Source organism: Lachnoclostridium sp. An181 (assembly GCF_002160325.1).
GTDB lineage: Bacteria > Bacillota > Clostridia > Lachnospirales > Lachnospiraceae > An181.
The window spans coordinates 197,981-215,418 of record NZ_NFKJ01000003.1 but is presented as its reverse complement, the minus strand read 5'-3'; the positions used below and the strand labels follow the sequence as shown (position 1 = coordinate 215,418).

The following is a 17,438-nucleotide window of genomic DNA, read 5'->3' as shown; positions in this document are numbered from 1 at the left end:
GTATACTGGAATAGTTAGAAAGTACCAAGGAGGATGTAGCATGAAAGGGTTAAAAAGAAAGGCAGCCGTGCTGACAGTGGCGGCATCTCTTGCTGTGGGAAGTATGACTGCATGCGGCGGGGCAGTGCCTGCGGATGATGTGGTAATGAAAGTAAATGGAGAAGAGGTCAGTCTTGGTGTGGCGAATTTTTATGCCAGATACCAGCAGGCTCAGATGGAGACATCCTATGGAAGTATGCTTGGGGAGGATATGTGGTCACAGGAACTCTCCGAAGGCAAGACTTATGAGGACAGTGTAAAAGACAGCGTCATTGAGGATCTTCAGATGATGTATCTTTTAAAAGAGCATGCAAAAGAATACAATGTCTCCCTCACAGATGAGGAGACGAAAAAGATAGAAGAGACTGCCAAAGCATTTGAAGAGAACAATACACAGGCGGGAAAAGAAGCGGTTTCCGCTCAGGATACAGCTACAGTGGAGGAATTTTTGGAACTTCTGACTATTCGTCAGAAAATGTACGATGCTATCACAAAAGATGTGGACACAAATGTCACGGATGAGGAGGCTGCTCAAAAGAGTATGCAGTACGTGGAATTTGCTTTCTCAACGACAAATGAGGACGGCTCCACCAAGACTTTGTCAGACGAGGAAAAGACAAAGTTAAAAGAGACTGCCCAATCCTTTGCTGCAAATGCAAAGACAGCGGGAGACTTTGCATCTTACGCATCCGGTGCAGGATATGAAGCTAAGACACAGACATTTGACGCAGAGTCTACAACACCGAATTCAGAGCTTGTCAAGGCAGCAGATGCCCTCAAAGAAGGGGAAGTGACAGGAGTGGTGGAATCCGCAAACGGATACTATGTGGCAAAGGTGACCAGCCTTCTTGACAGAGAAGCTACGGATACAGAGAAAGAGTCTATTGTAAATCAGAGAAAGTCCGACAAGTACACAGAAGTCACAGATGGATGGAAAAAAGATGCAGATATTTCTGTGGACAAAGGTGCATGGAAAAAAGTAGATTTTGAAAAACAGGGTGTGACAGTGAAACAGGAAGACACGACCAACCAGGAAGGGACAACGGAGAACAGCACTACAGAAGGTACGGATACTGCTCAATAAAGAGACGAAGGGCCAAAATCAAATCGGTTTTGGCCCTTCATTTTTGTATAGAAAGCGTTATTATTGGAAATAAGTGCCAAGCAGCTGGTTTACAAGCTTGCCATCCGCTTTTCCTTTGACCTTTGGCATCAGATGTTTCATGATGTTACCCTTATCCTTGCCTGTAGGGGACAAAATATCAAGCTCCTTAAGCGTTTCCTCGATGACGGCCTTGATTTCTGTTTCGTCCATGAGTTTTGGAGCAAAACGCTCCAGCACGGAGAGCCTCAATTTGCACTCCCCGATAATGTCAGTACGTTCAGCAGGGGTGGTGTCCATCGTTTCTTTTGTCTGCTTGATCTCTTTTAATACAACCTGAATTTCTTCCTCCTCTGTTAAATCTTCACGTTTGTCGATCGCTTTGTTTTTCAAAGCGGAAAGAAGAAGGGAGAGAGATTCTTTGGTGTCCTTGTCTCCGGCTTTCATGGCATCCACCATGGCCTGTCTTACTTCATCTATTTTGCTCATATTGGCGCCTCCTTAAAAAATAATACTATTGTACTTTATTATACAAAAGTTATACACAAAATTCCAGAGCGAAATTTTGGACGCTGAAATTGAAACAAATAAGATTTTATAGTACACTATTAAAAGCAGGATGCTGACAGAGCAGAGGCAGGAAAGGAAAGAAACATATGACAGGAGAAGAAAGAAGGAGAGGGATTCTCGTGGATATAGAGAGCGCGCAATTGCCTATATCGGGCAGCGCGCTGGCAAAAAAGTACAAGGTGAGCAGGCAGGTCATTGTACAGGACATTGCACTTTTGAGGGCAGCAAAAAAGGAGATCATTGCCACAACAAAAGGGTATATGATAAAAGAACAGGAAATTGCTGTTCGGATTTTTGAAGTGGAGCACTCGGACGAGGAGATTGAAGAAGAGCTGAATGCTATCGTGGATTTGGGCGGTGTTGTCAAGGATGTCAGTGTCACGCATGAGGTGTATGGATTTTTGCAGGCAGACTTGCACGTGAGCTCCAGAAGGGATGTAAAGATGTTTCTTTTGGACATCAGGAATGGAAAATCCAGTCCTTTGAAAAATCTGACTTCAGGGATGCACTGCCACACAGTGGAGGCAAAAAGCGAGGAAATTTTGGATTTGATAGAAAACGAATTGAAAGAAAAAGGGTATTTGAGAGGATGCCGCAGAATTTAGGAGCCGATTCACATAGAAGACAAAGGAGTGTGAAGTCAGGAGATGAATTTTGCGGCATCTCTTCTTTGACAGGAAGAGGAGGAGACAATGAAACTATTGCACACAGCAGACTGGCATCTGGGGAAGATGCTGGAGGGAAGAAACAGAATCGAGGAGCAAAGGATTGTGCTGGAGCAGATGGTAAACATCGTGGACAAGGAGAAACCGGACATCGTCTGTATTGCGGGCGATATTTTTGACAACGGAAATCCAAGCGCCCAGGCACAAAAATTGTGCTACAGTACGTGGAAGAGAATGAGCAGGATGGGGCGCACACTTGTGGTGTGCATTGCCGGTAATCACGACAATCCTGTGCGGCTTGAGGCGTGCGCACCTCTGGCAAAAGAACAGGGAATTTTGATACTCGGAACGCCGGGCTTAAGGCTGCCCTCGGGAAAATACGGAGAGTTTGAGGTCAACTTTCTGGGAGAAGGCGCATTTACATTCGAAAAGAACGGGGAGCGCTCAGTGGTCGTCTGCCTGCCCTACCCAAGTGAAAAACGTTTGAATGAAGTTCTGTACAAAGAAGAGATGGAGGAGGAAAAAAAGGCGGACTCCTACACAGAAAAAATGAAGGCGTTGTTTGAAAAATGTAATGCATATTTCAAGGAGGATTGTGCCAACCTGTTTGTCAGCCATATTTACACAATGGGTGCAAGGGGAGACGGCAGCGAGAGGGGGCTCAAACTTGGGGACAGTTATCTCCTGCCTGCGTCCATTTTCCCGGATAAGGCCGGGTACACAGCTCTTGGACATGTCCACAAGCCTCAGAAAGTGCCGGGGACCAGAGGAAAGATTCGTTACAGCGGCTCAATCCTCCCTTATCACAGGGACGAAAGAAACATGGCAAAGCAATGTCTTCTTGTGGAAATTCATCCGGGAGAGGACGCAAAGGTGGAGGAAATCTATTTGAAAAATCCGAAACCTATTGAATTTTGGGAGTGTAAAAATTATGAGGAGGCGCTTTTGAAGTGCAGGGAAAATAAAGGGCGCCCGTGCTGGAGTTATCTTAGGATCCATACAGATACTTGTCTTAGAGAGGACCAATTAAAGGAGCTGAAAAGTATCAAAGAAGACATTCTGGAGATCATCCCTTTGTTTGAAGAAGAGAAAAAAAAGCGAAGGGAGTTTTGGCACGAGGAAAAAGATATGCGGACATTGTTTGAAGAATACTATGAGATGCGTCGGGGGACAAAACCCGATGAGGAGATGAGACAATTATTTGAGGAAATGCTCGAGGAGGATAAGGAAGATGAAACCGGTGAAATTGACGCTGAAAGGAATCAATAGTTTTGAGAAACTGCAGGTGATTGATTTTGAGGCGCTCACAAGACAGGGGGTATTTGGAATCTTTGGTCCGACAGGAAGCGGAAAGAGCAGCATTCTCGACGGAATCACACTGGCACTCTACGGAGAAGTGGCAAGGGAGAGCCGTAATTTTATCAATGTGAATATGGAACAGGCATCTGTGGAGTTTACCTTTCTTATACGGGAAGGAGGAGTAAAACGTTACCAAGTTTCCAGAAGTTTTAGAAGAGATAAAAAGAACGGAAATGTGCGCACATCCAGTGCAAAACTAATCTTTTTCAAGGACGGCAAAGAGGATGTGCTTGCGGAGCGGGCAAAGGAAGTCAATCAGATTTGTTATGAAATCATCGGTCTTTCCAGAGAGGACTTTTTCCGAACTGTGATTTTGCCTCAGGGAAGGTTTTTTGACTTTTTAAAGTTGGAGGGCGTGGCGCGAAGCCGGATGCTGGAGCGTCTGTTTCATCTGGAAAAGTACGGGGATGAACTCAGTGCAAAGGTAAATGCAAGGTGGCTTTGCCTGAAAGATGAGTATCAGACACTGGCCGGATACATGGATGCACAGGGGGATGTGTCAAAGGAGGCCATCGAAACGCTGAAAAAAGAGGAAGAATACCTTCAAAAGGAGCTGGAATCGGAGAAGGGGACAGCAAAGGGTGAGGAGAGGAAAATCCGAAGGCTTGAGAAACTTTTGGAAGTGCAGGACGCTTTGCAGATGGCAAAAGAAAAAGTGGACCAGCTTGCACGGAAAAGGGAAGAGATGGAGGCAGCAGCAAAAAAGGCAGAATATGCAAAGAAGGCTGCCTTATTATTGGAACTGGAGGCTGAGAAAAACGAAAGGAAGAAAAAAGAGCAGACCTGTCTGAAGGAATGGGAAGAAACTGAAAAAAATTATAGGACAGCCGAGAAAAAAAGCGAGAGCCTTCGACAACAGTGGGAGATATTTTCCGGGATTTACAAGGAGAAGATGCCAAAACTTGCAGTGTGGATAGAGCGATTGGAGAACGCAGTCAATGAATGGAAACAGTATGAAACATCGTGTGCGCGTATGGAAATACTGAAACAGGAAAAAGCGGATATTGGGAAAAAACTTTCAGAAAAGAAGAGTGCGCAGGAGGAAAAGCAAAAGGAGCTTGAGACACTGAAAATAGAGCGGAGGAAAGAAGAGCAGAAGGAGCGTCAGTATCAGGAAAAACAGGTGCAGAGAAATTTTCTGGAAGAAGGATATTTTTGCCAGAAAGATTGTAAAAGGATTGAAAGCGAGATCAAACGTCTGAAAAAAGAAAACGAGATACTGCTTTTGGAAGACTGGGAGGAGAAAAAAAGAGAGTGCGAAAGCAGCCTGGAAAAGATAAAGATGACAATGGTCTGGATGGATATACAAAAAGAGAGGACAGACTATGAACAGTTAAAAGCCGAGTATGAGATGAGTATGAGGGATTTTCAGGAAAAAGAAAAGGTAATGGAGGAGACAAAGGAAAAGAAGGAGCATGCCCAAAAAGTGTATGAGGAAAAATACAGGGAAGGACTTGCGGCCATACTTGCCGGGGAGTTAAAGGAAGGAATGCCCTGCCCTGTTTGCGGAAGTGTTCATCATCCTGGAAAACTTAAAAAAACTGTGGAGCAGATACATTTAGGCGGTTTCCGCCAGGAGAAGACCCGTCTGGAAGAAGAGGAGCGCAGACTTGCCGGGGAGCTTTTGGTGTGCAAAAGTGTCTGTGTACAGAAAGAAGAAAAAATGGTCTCCAGTCAGAATCTTTTAAGAGAAAAAGAACAAAAATATCTGGAGCAGACAGAAAGAATGACGAAAAAGCCATGGGAAGAGGAAACGTGGACAAAAGACAAAGAGAAAGAAATGCAGGAGAAGGCTGACTCTTTTGCAATGCTGCAGCAGGAAACAGACAGGGAACTTGGACGGTGGATGATCAAAATGGAGACCTGTCAAAAAAGTATGCATACACTAAGCGAACAATTGGACAGACAGAAGGAAAAACTGGAAGGATGGAAAAGGAAGACAGGGATTTTGGATTTTGAACAGGCATGGGAAGATGAGAAGGAGAGAGAAAAAAGAATAGAGACAATCAGAGGATGCATTCATGCACTTCGGGAAAAAGAAGAACTTCTGGAAAGAGAATGTCAAGAGTTTTCACAGAGCCGGCAGAAGTTTTTGCTTCTACTTGCTAGGTTGGAAGAAGAGGGGCGGATTTTAAAAGCCGATATCCAAAGGAAAGAGGAAAAAGGGGTGGAAAATCCAAAGGAGGAGCTCGAGCAGGCAGGACAGCAAAAGAAACAGATGGAAGACACCTACCAGTCTCTTTGTGGAAATCTAAAAAATGCACAAGAGGAAAAAGAAGAGTGGGAACAGAAAAGAAAGAATGAACAAAGACGGGCACAGGATGCCAAACTTCTTCTAAATGAGGCAGAGGAGAGACTTCTTGCAAAGATGGAGGAAAGCCCGTTTTCCGATATAGAGGATGTAAGAGTGTGGGAGCTGGAGGAAGAGGTGATCCTGTCCCTGGAAAAGACGGTCCAGGAGTACACGGATGCGTGGACCAGGGAAAATGCTAAGGTTTTGGAGTGCCGGACGCAGTTAAACGGGGAGACTGTGGAAAAAGAACAAATACGGCAGCTGGCAGAAAGTGCGAAAAAACGGGCAGAGTCCATTGAGATCATGCAAAGAGAACTTGGGAAAATGAGGGCAGAAAAGGAGCGTATGTGCAGGCAGTATGAGCGTTATAAGGAACTTTTGAACAAAAAGAAGGAACTGGAGCACAAGGTTGCGCTTGTGAATGAATTGTACCAAATTTTGAAGGGAAAACAGTTTGTGAATTATGCGGCAAAATACCATCTGGATTACATTGCCATGGATGCGGACGAAAGGCTGAAGGAAATGTCCAATGGAGCCTACGGGATGGAGACGGACGAGGAGGGAATTTTCCTCATCCGTGATTACAAAAATGGGGGCATTTTAAGATCTGCCCAGACGCTTTCCGGCGGGGAGACATTTATGGCATCTCTGGCGCTCGCCCTGTCCTTGTCCGCCAGGATACAGATGAAAGGAAAGGCTCCGCTTGAACTTTTCTTTCTGGATGAAGGCTTTGGAACCCTTGACAAAGAAAGTCTGGATGTGGTGATGCAAAGTCTGGAACATATCCATGGGGAGCGGATGGCAGTCGGCCTTATCACCCATGTGGAGGAAATCAAGGAACGTGTGGACTCCAGACTGATCTTGAGTCCGGCAAGGGCTGGGGAGGGCGGAAGCAAAATAAAAATGGAAATTCTTTAATATGCAGACAGGAATAATTTTCTTGCGTTTACAGATACTAGGGTACAGATAATAATTTGTAAACTGGAGGAAAACCGATTATGAAAGCAACAGGTATTGTCAGAAGAATAGATGACCTTGGAAGGGTTGTGATACCAAAGGAAATTCGAAGGACATTAAGGATCCGCGAAGGAGAACCGTTAGAAATTTTTACAGACAGAGAAGGGGAAGTCATCTTAAAAAAGTATTCCCCAATAGGCGAGATGAATACATTTGCCCAACAGTATGCGGAAAGTCTTGCCTTGACAATTGGAAACCTTGTGTGTATCACGGACAAGGAGCAGGTGATCGCAGCAGCGGGCAGCGGGAAAAAAGGTCTGTACGAAAAGAAACTGCATGAGAAAATGGAGGAAGCAATAGAAAAAAGAGAGATGCTCCATGCAGCCTTGGGGGAGAAAGGCTATATCCCTTTTGTGGAAGGTCAGGAAGAAGAGTATGCATCCCAGATCATCTGTCCGGTGATCGCCCAGGGAGACGCAGTGGGAGCCGTTGTTTTGCTCGAGAAAAATGCAAAGACTCCGTTTGGCGAGACGGAGAAGAAACTCATCAGCTGCGCTGCAGATTTTATCGGGCGTCAGATGGAGCAGTAGGGGAATAAAACCTTCTGGACAATCATAGTATGTATCAAAAAAAGACAGTGATTGTGCAAGGAGGAAGAGATGGAAAAGAAGTTGAAAAGAGAGAGCAAATGGGGATGGATTTTAAAATCCATGCTTGCATCCTATATCGTGACGGGAATTCTGCTGATGGTACTGGCGTTTCTCCTGTATAAAATGGATCTTGACAAAGCGAAAGTGTCCGCGGGAATCATCGTCATCTATGTGGTGTCGGCTTTTGTCGGAGGCTTTTTGATGGGAAAGATGGCGAAGGTGAAAAAGTTTCTGTGGGGACTTGGAATCGGAGCAGCATATTTCCTTTTGCTTTTTCTCATCTCGTTTGGGGTATACCATACTGTGCAGGGAAGCGTGATGAATACGTTGACTGCTTTTCTTTTATGCGCCGGCGGAGGGATGCTTGGAGGAATGCTCTCCTAAAACAAAGCTTGGAAAAAATACTTTCAAAATACAGGCTCCTATGGTATAATAACAAAAGCGAAAATGAATAAGGAGGCAATGAGATGAAACACATCAAAACATTGAATACACAGACTTTAAACCATACAGTCAAAAAAGGCGGATGCGGAGAATGTCAGACATCCTGCCAGTCTGCATGCAAGACATCCTGCACAGTAGGAAATCAGACTTGTGAACAGAAGAGATAATTTGCTGTAAGAGGTCAAGCAGCGGCTTCGGTCGCTGCTTATTCTTTGTTGTGACAAAACGGGTCTGCCCGCTTTGGAGCGACAAGGGAAATCCTGATCAGTCAGGTATTTTAAGGAGGATAAAGAAGTGATTCACCAGTACGAAAATAATGGTTATCGTATTGTGCTGGATGTGAACAGTGGATGCGTCCATGTGGTGGACGGGATCGGATATGATGTGATCGCATGCCTTGCGGACATCAGTCAGGAACATACAGAGGAATCTTTAAAGAGTGAAGGAATATGGGAAAAACTCTTAAAGGAACTGAAGGAAAAGTACAGCGAGGAAGAGCTGAAGGAAACGCTGGATGATGTCACAGAGCTTGTAAAGGCCGGGCAGCTGTTCACGAAAGACTTGTACGAAGGATTCGCGGGTGAGGTTAAGAAACGCAAAACCGTGGTAAAGGCGCTGTGCCTGCACATTGCGCACGACTGCAATCTTGCCTGCAAATATTGTTTTGCGGAAGAGGGCGAATATCATGGAAGACGAGCTTTGATGAGCTTTGACGTTGGAAAAAAAGCGCTCGATTTTCTGATAGCCAATTCCGGCAGCAGAAGAAACCTGGAAGTGGACTTTTTCGGCGGAGAGCCGCTGATGAACTGGCAGGTAGTGAAAGATTTGGTCGCATACGGAAGAGAACAGGAAAAACTGCACGGAAAACATTTCCGTTTTACACTGACGACCAACGGCGTTTTGCTGAACGATGAAGTACAGGAATTCGTCAATAAAGAGATGGACAATGTAGTGTTAAGTCTTGACGGACGAAAGGAAGTTAATGATTACATGCGTCCATTCAGAAACGGCAAAGGCAGTTATGAGCTGATCGTGCCGAAATTTCAAAAACTGGCGGACAGCAGAAATCAGGAGAAATATTATGTGAGGGGAACCTTCACGAGAAAGAACCTGGATTTCTCCAAGGATGTGATACATTTTGCAGACCTTGGTTTCAAACAGATGTCCATTGAACCGGTAGTTGGAGAGGAAAGCGAAGAGTACGCGATCCGAAAAGAAGATTTGCCTGTCATCTTTGAGGAGTATGACAAGCTTGCAAAATATATGATAGAAAGAGAGAGACAGGGAAAAGGATTTAACTTCTTCCATTTCATGATCGATCTGGAGGGGGGACCTTGCCTCGCGAAACGATTGTCCGGATGCGGCTCCGGGACGGAATACCTTGCGGTGACACCGTGGGGAGACTTTTACCCATGCCATCAGTTTGTAGGAGAGGAAGAATTTCTGATGGGAAATGTGGATGAAGGGGTCACACATCCTGAAATAGCGGATGATTTCAGGGGCTGTAATGTATACTCAAAAGAAAAATGCAGAAATTGCTTTGCCAGATTTTACTGCAGCGGAGGCTGCATGGCAAATTCCCATAAATTTCATGGCTCCATACATGACACCTATGATATTGCCTGCGACATGGAGCAGAAACGAGTGGAATGTGCAATTATGATAAAAGCTGCATTGGCAGAAGAAAGGAAGTAGGACATGAAGAAGAGCAGAGGAATTTTAAGCCTGATCCTTGTCGTTGTTGTCATCGGTGTCCTGGCATTTACAACGATCGTCGGATGGGGCGGAAGCAAGACCGGAGCGGCAAAGAACATTACGCTCGGACTGGATTTGGCCGGAGGTGTAAGCATTACATATCAGGCAAAAGGCGATACGCCTAGCAGTGAAGAGATGGCGGACACTGTCTACAAACTTCAGAAACGTGTGGAACAGTACAATACAGAGGCCAGTGTTTACCAGGAAGGGAGCAATCGTGTAAATATTGAGATTCCCGGAGTCACAGATGCAAACGAGGTCCTTGAAGAACTTGGACAGCCAGGCTCTCTGGAGTTCCAAACATCTGACGGTACCACAGTTTTAGATGGAACGGACGTCAAGACAGCTGAGGCAAAATCCACGACCAACCAGACGACGGGCGCTGCAGAGTATGTGGTGGAGCTGGTGCTCACAGATGAGGGTACACAAAAATTTGCAGAGGCAACCAGTGCAAACATAAACAAGAACATTGCGATTGTTTACGATGGACAGGTTATCAGCAATCCTATGGTCAAACAGGCGATCACAGGTGGAACTGCATACATCGATGGAATGGAATCCTATGAGGAAGCAGAGAACCTGGCATCTTCCATCCGTATCGGTGGACTGAAAGTAGAGCTTGAAGAGATCAGTTCAAGTGTAGTAGGAGCGCAGCTTGGAGAAGAGGCGGTCAATACAAGTCTTCTTGCAGGGGCGATCGGACTTGCCATTGTCATTTTATTTATGATTTTTGTATATCTCCTTCCGGGACTTGCATCCGGAATTGCGCTGCTTGTGTACACAGGACTTGAGATTGTGCTTTTGAATGCATTCAATATCACATTGACCCTTCCTGGAATTGCAGGTATTATTCTCTCCATTGGTATGGCTGTGGATGCAAACGTTATCATATTCGCGCGTGTGAGAGAAGAGCTTGCTGCAGGAAAGTCTGTGAAGACATCCCTAAAGACAGGATTTCACAAGGCAATGTCCGCAATTATCGATGGTAACGTGACAACATTGATCGCAGCTTTAGTGCTCGGGCTGAAAGGAAGCGGAAGTGTAAAAGGATTTGCACAGACACTGGCACTTGGTATCATTGTTTCCATGTTTACAGCGCTTGTAGTGACAAGACTGATCATCTATGCATTCTATGCGATCGGACTGAAAGATGTAAAATTCTACGGAATCAGGAAACACAGAAACACTATTGATTTCCTTGGCAAAAAGAAAATCTTTTTTGCAGTTTCCATTATCCTGATCCTTGTGGGACCGGTATGTATGGGAATTTACGCAGGACAGGGAAAAGGAGCGCTCAATTACAGCCTGGAGTTTATGGGCGGTACGTCCACAAATGTTACATTTAAAGAAGACTATTCGATCAAGGAGATTGATTCCAAGGTTATCCCGGTAGTTGAAGATATCACAGGAGATGCCAATGTGCAGGCTCAGAAGATCCGCGATACGAATCAGGTAGTGATCAAGACAAGGACTCTTGACCTTGAGGAACGTGAAGAATTCAACAAAGCGATGGTGGACAATTTCAAAGTGGATGAGTCTTTGATCACATCTACCAATATCAGCTCCACGGTAAGTTCTGAAATGCGTGTGGATGCTTTTGTTGCAGTTGCGATTGCTACTGTATGCATGCTGCTCTACATCTGGCTGCGTTTCAAGGATGTGCGTTTTGCCACAAGCGCGGTACTGGCGCTTGTACACGATGTACTGGTAGTTTTGGCATTCTATGCAGTGGCAAGAATTTCCGTTGGAAGTACATTTATCGCATGTATGCTGACCATTGTGGGATATTCTATCAACGCGACGATTGTCATTTTCGACAGAATCCGGGAGGAGAGAAAACTTCACAGCAAAGAAGATCTTGTGGAGCTTGTAAACCGCAGTATTACCCAGACACTCACAAGGAGTATCTATACTTCACTGACTACATTCATCACAGTGGCGGTTCTGTTTGTTCTTGGAGTAAGCTCTATCAAAGAATTTGCTGCTCCACTGATGGTTGGGATTGTATGCGGAGCATATTCTTCCGTGTGCATCACAGGTGCACTGTGGTATGTCATGAGGACAAAAATCGGAAAGAAAAAGTAACAGTATTATAGAAAAGATGCTGCAGAATTCAGACAAAGAAAATCTGGTTTTGCAGCATTTTCTCATTCGTAGAGTGAGAAAGACACAAAACATATTTTTGTGGAGGCGGAAAATACAGATGGAGAGATGGGTTTTACTGCAAAAAGGAGCAGATTACAGAAGGATTGCCGAAAAATATCATATCAGCCCAAGGCTTGCCTGCCTGATACGGAACAGGAATATTGTGGGAGACGAGGAAATGAACATGTATTTGAACGGTAGTCTGGAGGAGCTTAATGACGGGCTTTTGATGAGAGATATGGACAAGGCGGCGCAGATCCTTTTGGAAAAGATAAGAGAAGGAAGTAAGATTCGGGTGATCGGGGATTACGACATTGATGGGATCAATGCCTCCTATATATTGATGAAGGGATTAAAAACGCTTGGAGCAGATGTAGACACGGATATACCGGATAGAATGAAGGATGGGTATGGACTAAACAAAAACTTGATCGACAGAGCAATGGAGGATGGAGTGGACACGATTGTCACATGTGACAATGGGATCGCAGCGGCCGGGGAGATTGCGTATGGGAAAGAGCTTGGCATGACGCTGATCGTGACCGATCACCATGAGGTTCCATATGAGGAAGGACAAAAGAAAACATACATTCTTCCACCTGCGGACGCGGTTGTGGATCCAAAAAGGGCGGACTGTGAGTATCCGTTTAAAGGGCTTTGCGGCGCAGCCGTTGCATATAAACTGATCGAAGTTTTGATGAACATTACAGGGAACGATACAAAGGAAATTGAGTATCTGATTGAAAATGTGGCCATTGCGACTGTGGGAGACGTGATGGATTTGATCGGAGAAAACCGGGTTTTTGTGAAATATGGTCTGGAAATGTTGAAGAAGACGAAGAATTTGGGACTGCAGGCTTTGATGGAGTGTACACAGATTGACAAGGACAGGCTTAGTGCATATCACATCGGGTTTGTTTTAGGGCCATGCTTAAATGCCAGCGGAAGATTGGACACAGCAAAGCGTGCTCTGGAAATGTTGTCGGCGGAAACAAAAAAGGAAGCTGACATTCTGGCCGGAGATTTAAAGGCGCTAAACGACAGCAGAAAGGAGATGACGCTCCAGGCAGTGGAGGAAGCCATTGAAAAGATTGAAGGCAGTTCTTTAAAAGAGGACACTGTGCTCGTCGTCTATCTGCCGAATTGTCACGAAAGCCTGGCGGGTATTGTGGCCGGGAGGATCCGAGAGCGGTACTATAAACCAACCTTTGTCCTGACCAAAGCAGAGGAGGGAGTGAAGGGTTCCGGGCGCTCTATTGATGCATACCATATGTATGAGAAACTCAATCAGTGTAAAAATCTGCTCACAAAATTCGGCGGGCACAAACTGGCTGCAGGACTATCCTTAAAAGAGGAAAATATTGAAAAACTCAGAACACGGCTAAACGAGTGCGCAGGGCTTTCCGTGGAAGACTTGATGGAGAAAGTGTCGATTGATATGCAGATGCCGTTTTTTTCTGCCACGGAGGAGCTGGTCGAAGAGTTGGAGTTGCTGGAACCTTTTGGAAAGGGCAATGCAAAACCATTATTTGCAGAGAGAAACGTAGAAATTTTGGGAGCACATATCATTGGAAAAAATAAAAACGTGGTAAAATTTCAGCTGAAGGATCAAAATCAGACAACCATAGAAGGCATTTATTTTGGAGATGTGGAGAAACTGTACTCTTATATGGAAGAGACCTTTGGAAAAACCAGGACGGAAGAGGCGTTTCGCGGGAGGATTTCAGGGATCGCCATGTCATTTACATACTATCCTCAGATAAATGAATATATGGGCAGAAAAAATGTTCAGATAGTGATAAAGAATTATCGTTAAAAGCACAAGAAAGTGAGTTTTTCAGGTAAAAATTGAAAATTGTTAAAAAAGATGATATACTAAAAAATAGATTTAATTTTAGAAAATGGAGAAAAGAATGAAACCAATAGAAGAATATGTCATAAGTATTCCGGATTTTCCGGAGGAAGGAATTATCTTCAGAGATGTGACCAGTATTCTGGAGGACGCGGAGGGTCTTCATCTGGCCATTGATCTGATACAGGAAAAAGTAAAGGATATTGATTTTGACGCTGTGATTGGACCGGAGTCAAGGGGATTTATCTTTGGCATGCCGATTGCGTACAATCTTGGCAAGGCATTTGTCCCGGTGAGGAAAAAGGGGAAACTTCCAAGAAAGACCATCGGTGAAAGGTATGATCTGGAATATGGAAGTGCAGAGATTGAGATGCACGAGACATCCATAAAGCCGGGACAGAAGGTAGTGATTATCGATGATCTTATGGCAACAGGGGGAACCATTGAGGCGATCATTAAGATGGTGGAACGTCTCGGAGGAAAAGTAGTCAAAATTGTATTTCTCATGGAACTTATGGGACTGAAAGGAAGAGAGAAACTGGAAGGATATGATGTGGAGAGCGTCATCTCCTATCCTGGAAAGTAGCCTTAAGGATACGCAGGGATAAAGGAATGAAGGAGGGAATTGATATGGCAGACAATATACTGGAAGAGATGGACCATATACAGAAATTAAAAGTTGTGGATGGCCATGCGGTGAAAGAACCATCTGATTATCAAGACCCGGAAAAGTTATACCAGGCATTGATCGAGAGGGTAAAAAAATATCACCCGTCCGATGATATATCCATGATAGAAAAAGCATACAGGATTGCCAAAAGTGCGCATGAAGGACAGTTCCGCAAATCAGGGGAGGCTTACATCATCCATCCTCTCTGGGTCGGAACGATCCTGGCGGAGCTTGAGATGGATAAGGAGACCATTGTTGCTGGGATTCTCCACGATGTGGTTGAGGACACAGTGATGACCTCTGAGGAGATTGCAGATGAATTCGGGGACGAAGTAGCGCTGTTGGTGGACGGTGTCACAAAGCTGGGACAGCTGTCCTACTCTCAGGATAAAATAGAGGTTCAGGCAGAAAACTTAAGAAAAATGTTTTTGGCCATGGCAAAGGATATCCGTGTCATCATCATCAAACTGGCGGACCGATTGCACAACATGCGCACACTTCAGTTTATGAGACCTGAGAAACAGAAGGAAAAAGCAAGAGAGACTATGGACATTTATGCTCCGATCGCTCAAAGGCTTGGTATTTCCAAGATAAAGACAGAGCTGGATGATCTTTCCCTGCGATATTTAAAACCGGAAGTTTTTTACGATCTGGTGCAGCAGATCAATGCCAGGAAGACAGAAAGAGAAGAGTTTGTGGCTCAGATCGTCAAGGAAGTTTCCACACACATGAAAAATGCCAATATCAGGGCAGAGGTAAAAGGACGTGTGAAACATTTTTTCAGCATCTATAAAAAAATGGTGAATCAGGATAAAACAGTGGATCAGATTTACGATCTGTTTGCAGTCAGGATCATTGTGGACTCTGTGAAGGACTGTTACGCTGCACTTGGAGTTATCCATGAAATGTACACACCTGTTCCGGGACGGTTTAAAGACTATATCGCCATGCCGAAACCAAATATGTATCAGTCATTGCACACCACGCTGATGAGTTCCATAGGACAGCCGTTTGAGATTCAAATCCGCACTCAGGAAATGCACAAAACAGCGGAATATGGAATCGCAGCTCACTGGAAATACAAAGAATCCAATGACGGAAAGAAGAACATCAAAGTCCAGGAAGAAGAAAAGCTGACGTGGCTGCGCCAGATACTGGAATGGCAGCAGGATACCGATAACCGGGAGTTTTTAAGTCTTCTCAAAGGAGATTTGGATTTGTTTGCAGAGGATGTCTACTGTTTCACCCCGAACGGGGACGTAAAAAATCTGCCGAACGGTTCCACGCCAGTGGATTTCGCGTATGCGATACACTCTGCGGTCGGAAATAAAATGGTCGGGGCAAGGGTGAACGGAAAGCTTGTGAACATTGATTACAAGATTCAGAACGGAGACCGAATTGAGATTTTGACATCCCAGAATTCCAGAGGACCGAGCCGAGACTGGCTCAATATTGTAAAGAGCACACAAGCTAAAAATAAAATTAACCAGTGGTTTAAAAAAGAATTTAAGGAAGATAATATTGTCCGCGGAAAGGAACTGATCGGGGCTTACTGTAAGGCAAAGGGGATCGTGTTGAGCGATCTGACGAAACCAAAATACCTTCAGGTTGTGCAGACAAAATATGGATTCCGGGACTGGGATTCTGTGCTCGCAGCCGTGGGGCATGGAGGTTTGAAGGAAGGCCAGGTGGTAAACCGGCTTCTGGAGGAATACGGAAAAGACCATAAAGAAAGCATTACCGATGAGGCCATACTGGAGAAAGTCAATGAGGCCACGAGAAACAAGGTCCACATTGCAAAATCTAAGAGCGGCATTGTGGTGAAGGGAATTGACGATATTGCGGTGCGCTTTTCCAGATGCTGCAATCCGGTTCCCGGTGATGAGATCGTAGGATTTGTGACAAGGGGAAGAGGCATGACTATTCACCGGACGGACTGTGTGAATATCCTCCACCTATCGGAGAGTGAGAGAGCCCGTTTGATTCCGGCGGAGTGGGAATCCGGTGCCGAAGAAAATATCGGCCAGTATATGGCAGAGATTAAAATGTACGCCAACGACAGACAGGGACTTTTGATGGAGATCACAAAAGTATTCACAGAGATGAAGATAGATGTAAAATCCATGAATATCCGAACGAACAAACAAGGCACTGCAACTATTGAGGCGGGATTTATTGTCCATGGAAGAGAAGAACTTTCCAGGGCGATCGATAAGCTGAGGAAACTGGAAGGCGTTGTGGATATTGAGCGCGCAGTGGGCTAGAAAAGAGGAAAAGATGAAAGTTAAAACTTATGTACTGGGAATGTTCCAGACGAACACATATCTTGCAGTAAATGAGGAGACAAAGGAGTGTGTGATCGTTGATCCGGCACTGTTTTCGGCGGAGATGAAAGCGTATATTCAAAAAGAAGGGCTTACCCCAAAGGCTGTTCTTTTGACACACGGTCACATTGACCATATGGGCGGGGCAAGTGAGACAGCAAAAGAATACAAGATTCCAATCTATGCCCACGAAGAGGAACTTGCTGTATTGAAGGATGCAAACGTGAATTTATCAAGTTCTTTTGGGGCTCCTTACACGTTGGAGGAGGCACTGCCTTTGAAGGCTGATGAGAAGATTTCTTTTGCGGGATTTTCCTTCCGCGTCATCTTTACGCCGGGGCACACACAAGGAGGATGCTGTTACTATGAGGAGAGTGAAAATGTGCTTTTCAGTGGAGACACCTTGTTTGCAGGTTCTGTGGGGAGGACGGATTTCCCGGGAGGCAGTATATCTGCTTTGATCCGAAATATTAAGGAAAGATTGTTGCCTCTTCCGGATGACACGATCGTGTATCCGGGGCATATGCAGATGACCACGATCGGAAACGAAAAAAGGGAAAACCCATTTATTTAATGAATGTATTTGGCAGAGGATGCAAAAGAATGCGGCCTC

At 44.9% G+C, this 17,438-nt stretch carries 14 protein-coding genes; 13 read left to right on the top strand and 1 reads right to left on the bottom strand.

Annotation, left to right across the window (positions count from 1 at the left end; genetic code table 11):
- The first annotated feature begins 40 nt into the window (after nucleotides 1-40).
- Nucleotides 41-1,123, top strand: coding sequence for a peptidyl-prolyl cis-trans isomerase (locus B5F18_RS03505; protein WP_087156271.1), 1,083 nt, complete (start codon nucleotides 41-43; stop codon nucleotides 1,121-1,123).
- Between the two features lie 60 nt (nucleotides 1,124-1,183).
- Here the strand turns inward: B5F18_RS03505 and B5F18_RS03500 are convergent, their stop codons facing one another.
- On the bottom strand, nucleotides 1,184-1,630 hold the full coding sequence (locus B5F18_RS03500; RefSeq protein ID WP_087156270.1) for a GatB/YqeY domain-containing protein: 447 nt from the start codon (nucleotides 1,628-1,630) through the stop codon (nucleotides 1,184-1,186).
- Nucleotides 1,631-1,797: 167 nt separating this feature from the next.
- On the opposite strand from B5F18_RS03500, the gene B5F18_RS03495 reads away from it, so the two are divergent.
- From B5F18_RS03495 to B5F18_RS03440, 12 genes are all read left to right on the top strand, one after another.
- Nucleotides 1,798-2,316, top strand: coding sequence for a transcription repressor NadR (locus B5F18_RS03495; RefSeq protein ID WP_087156269.1), 519 nt, complete (start codon nucleotides 1,798-1,800; stop codon nucleotides 2,314-2,316).
- Between the two features lie 87 nt (nucleotides 2,317-2,403).
- The gene (locus tag B5F18_RS03490; RefSeq protein ID WP_087156268.1) at nucleotides 2,404-3,645 is read left to right on the top strand and encodes a metallophosphoesterase family protein; all 1,242 of its coding nucleotides are present in this window, start codon (nucleotides 2,404-2,406) and stop codon (nucleotides 3,643-3,645) included.
- Nucleotides 3,608-6,946 (top strand): SbcC/MukB-like Walker B domain-containing protein, encoded by a 3,339-nt coding sequence (locus B5F18_RS03485; RefSeq protein ID WP_087156267.1) that lies wholly within the window; start codon nucleotides 3,608-3,610, stop codon nucleotides 6,944-6,946. Before B5F18_RS03490 ends, B5F18_RS03485 begins: the two co-directional genes overlap by 38 nt.
- Nucleotides 6,947-7,026: 80 nt before the next feature.
- Nucleotides 7,027-7,575 (top strand): stage V sporulation protein T, encoded by a 549-nt coding sequence (spoVT, locus tag B5F18_RS03480; RefSeq protein WP_087156266.1) that lies wholly within the window; start codon nucleotides 7,027-7,029, stop codon nucleotides 7,573-7,575.
- Between the two features lie 69 nt (nucleotides 7,576-7,644).
- Nucleotides 7,645-8,019: a TIGR04086 family membrane protein gene (locus B5F18_RS03475; protein ID WP_087156265.1), complete on the top strand. Its 375-nt coding sequence runs from the start codon at nucleotides 7,645-7,647 to the stop codon at nucleotides 8,017-8,019.
- An 83-nt stretch (nucleotides 8,020-8,102) separates the two neighbouring features.
- The gene (gene scfA / locus B5F18_RS03470; RefSeq protein WP_087156264.1) at nucleotides 8,103-8,246 is read left to right on the top strand and encodes a six-cysteine ranthipeptide SCIFF; all 144 of its coding nucleotides are present in this window, start codon (nucleotides 8,103-8,105) and stop codon (nucleotides 8,244-8,246) included.
- Between the two features lie 127 nt (nucleotides 8,247-8,373).
- A complete protein-coding gene (gene scfB, locus B5F18_RS03465) occupies nucleotides 8,374-9,774 on the top strand; it encodes a thioether cross-link-forming SCIFF peptide maturase (RefSeq protein WP_087156263.1) in 1,401 nt (466 codons plus the stop codon).
- 3 nt (nucleotides 9,775-9,777) lie between these two features.
- On the top strand, nucleotides 9,778-11,919 hold the full coding sequence (gene secD, locus B5F18_RS03460; RefSeq protein ID WP_087156262.1) for a protein translocase subunit SecD: 2,142 nt from the start codon (nucleotides 9,778-9,780) through the stop codon (nucleotides 11,917-11,919).
- Nucleotides 11,920-12,037: 118 nt separating this feature from the next.
- The gene (gene recJ, locus B5F18_RS03455; protein ID WP_087156261.1) at nucleotides 12,038-13,795 is read left to right on the top strand and encodes a single-stranded-DNA-specific exonuclease RecJ; all 1,758 of its coding nucleotides are present in this window, start codon (nucleotides 12,038-12,040) and stop codon (nucleotides 13,793-13,795) included.
- A gap of 97 nt (nucleotides 13,796-13,892) precedes the next feature.
- Complete coding sequence (locus tag B5F18_RS03450; protein WP_087156260.1) at nucleotides 13,893-14,417, top strand: adenine phosphoribosyltransferase; 525 nt, start codon at nucleotides 13,893-13,895, stop codon at nucleotides 14,415-14,417.
- 68 nt (nucleotides 14,418-14,485) lie between these two features.
- Nucleotides 14,486-16,765 carry a RelA/SpoT family protein gene (locus B5F18_RS03445; protein ID WP_442911364.1) on the top strand — a complete coding sequence of 760 codons (2,280 nt, stop codon included), beginning with the start codon at nucleotides 14,486-14,488 and terminating at the stop codon, nucleotides 16,763-16,765.
- Nucleotides 16,766-16,778: 13 nt separating this feature from the next.
- The gene (locus tag B5F18_RS03440; RefSeq protein WP_087156258.1) at nucleotides 16,779-17,399 is read left to right on the top strand and encodes an MBL fold metallo-hydrolase; all 621 of its coding nucleotides are present in this window, start codon (nucleotides 16,779-16,781) and stop codon (nucleotides 17,397-17,399) included.
- The last annotated feature ends 39 nt before the right edge of the window (nucleotides 17,400-17,438 follow it).

What these genes read in the sequence shown, in the direction of transcription:
- B5F18_RS03440 (WP_087156258.1), top strand. Translation starts at nt 16,779, where the DNA reads ATGAAAGTTAAAACTTATGTACTGGGAATGTTCCAGACGAACACATAT.
- scfA (WP_087156264.1), top strand. Translation starts at nt 8,103, where the DNA reads ATGAAACACATCAAAACATTGAATACACAGACTTTAAACCATACAGTC.
- B5F18_RS03445 (WP_442911364.1), top strand. Translation starts at nt 14,486, where the DNA reads ATGGACCATATACAGAAATTAAAAGTTGTGGATGGCCATGCGGTGAAA.
- B5F18_RS03500 (WP_087156270.1), bottom strand. Translation starts at nt 1,630, where the DNA reads ATGAGCAAAATAGATGAAGTAAGACAGGCCATGGTGGATGCCATGAAA.
- spoVT (WP_087156266.1), top strand. Translation starts at nt 7,027, where the DNA reads ATGAAAGCAACAGGTATTGTCAGAAGAATAGATGACCTTGGAAGGGTT.
- B5F18_RS03485 (WP_087156267.1), top strand. Translation starts at nt 3,608, where the DNA reads ATGAAACCGGTGAAATTGACGCTGAAAGGAATCAATAGTTTTGAGAAA.
- B5F18_RS03495 (WP_087156269.1), top strand. Translation starts at nt 1,798, where the DNA reads ATGACAGGAGAAGAAAGAAGGAGAGGGATTCTCGTGGATATAGAGAGC.
- B5F18_RS03475 (WP_087156265.1), top strand. Translation starts at nt 7,645, where the DNA reads ATGGAAAAGAAGTTGAAAAGAGAGAGCAAATGGGGATGGATTTTAAAA.
- B5F18_RS03450 (WP_087156260.1), top strand. Translation starts at nt 13,893, where the DNA reads ATGAAACCAATAGAAGAATATGTCATAAGTATTCCGGATTTTCCGGAG.
- B5F18_RS03505 (WP_087156271.1), top strand. Translation starts at nt 41, where the DNA reads ATGAAAGGGTTAAAAAGAAAGGCAGCCGTGCTGACAGTGGCGGCATCT.
- secD (WP_087156262.1), top strand. Translation starts at nt 9,778, where the DNA reads ATGAAGAAGAGCAGAGGAATTTTAAGCCTGATCCTTGTCGTTGTTGTC.
- recJ (WP_087156261.1), top strand. Translation starts at nt 12,038, where the DNA reads ATGGAGAGATGGGTTTTACTGCAAAAAGGAGCAGATTACAGAAGGATT.
- B5F18_RS03490 (WP_087156268.1), top strand. Translation starts at nt 2,404, where the DNA reads ATGAAACTATTGCACACAGCAGACTGGCATCTGGGGAAGATGCTGGAG.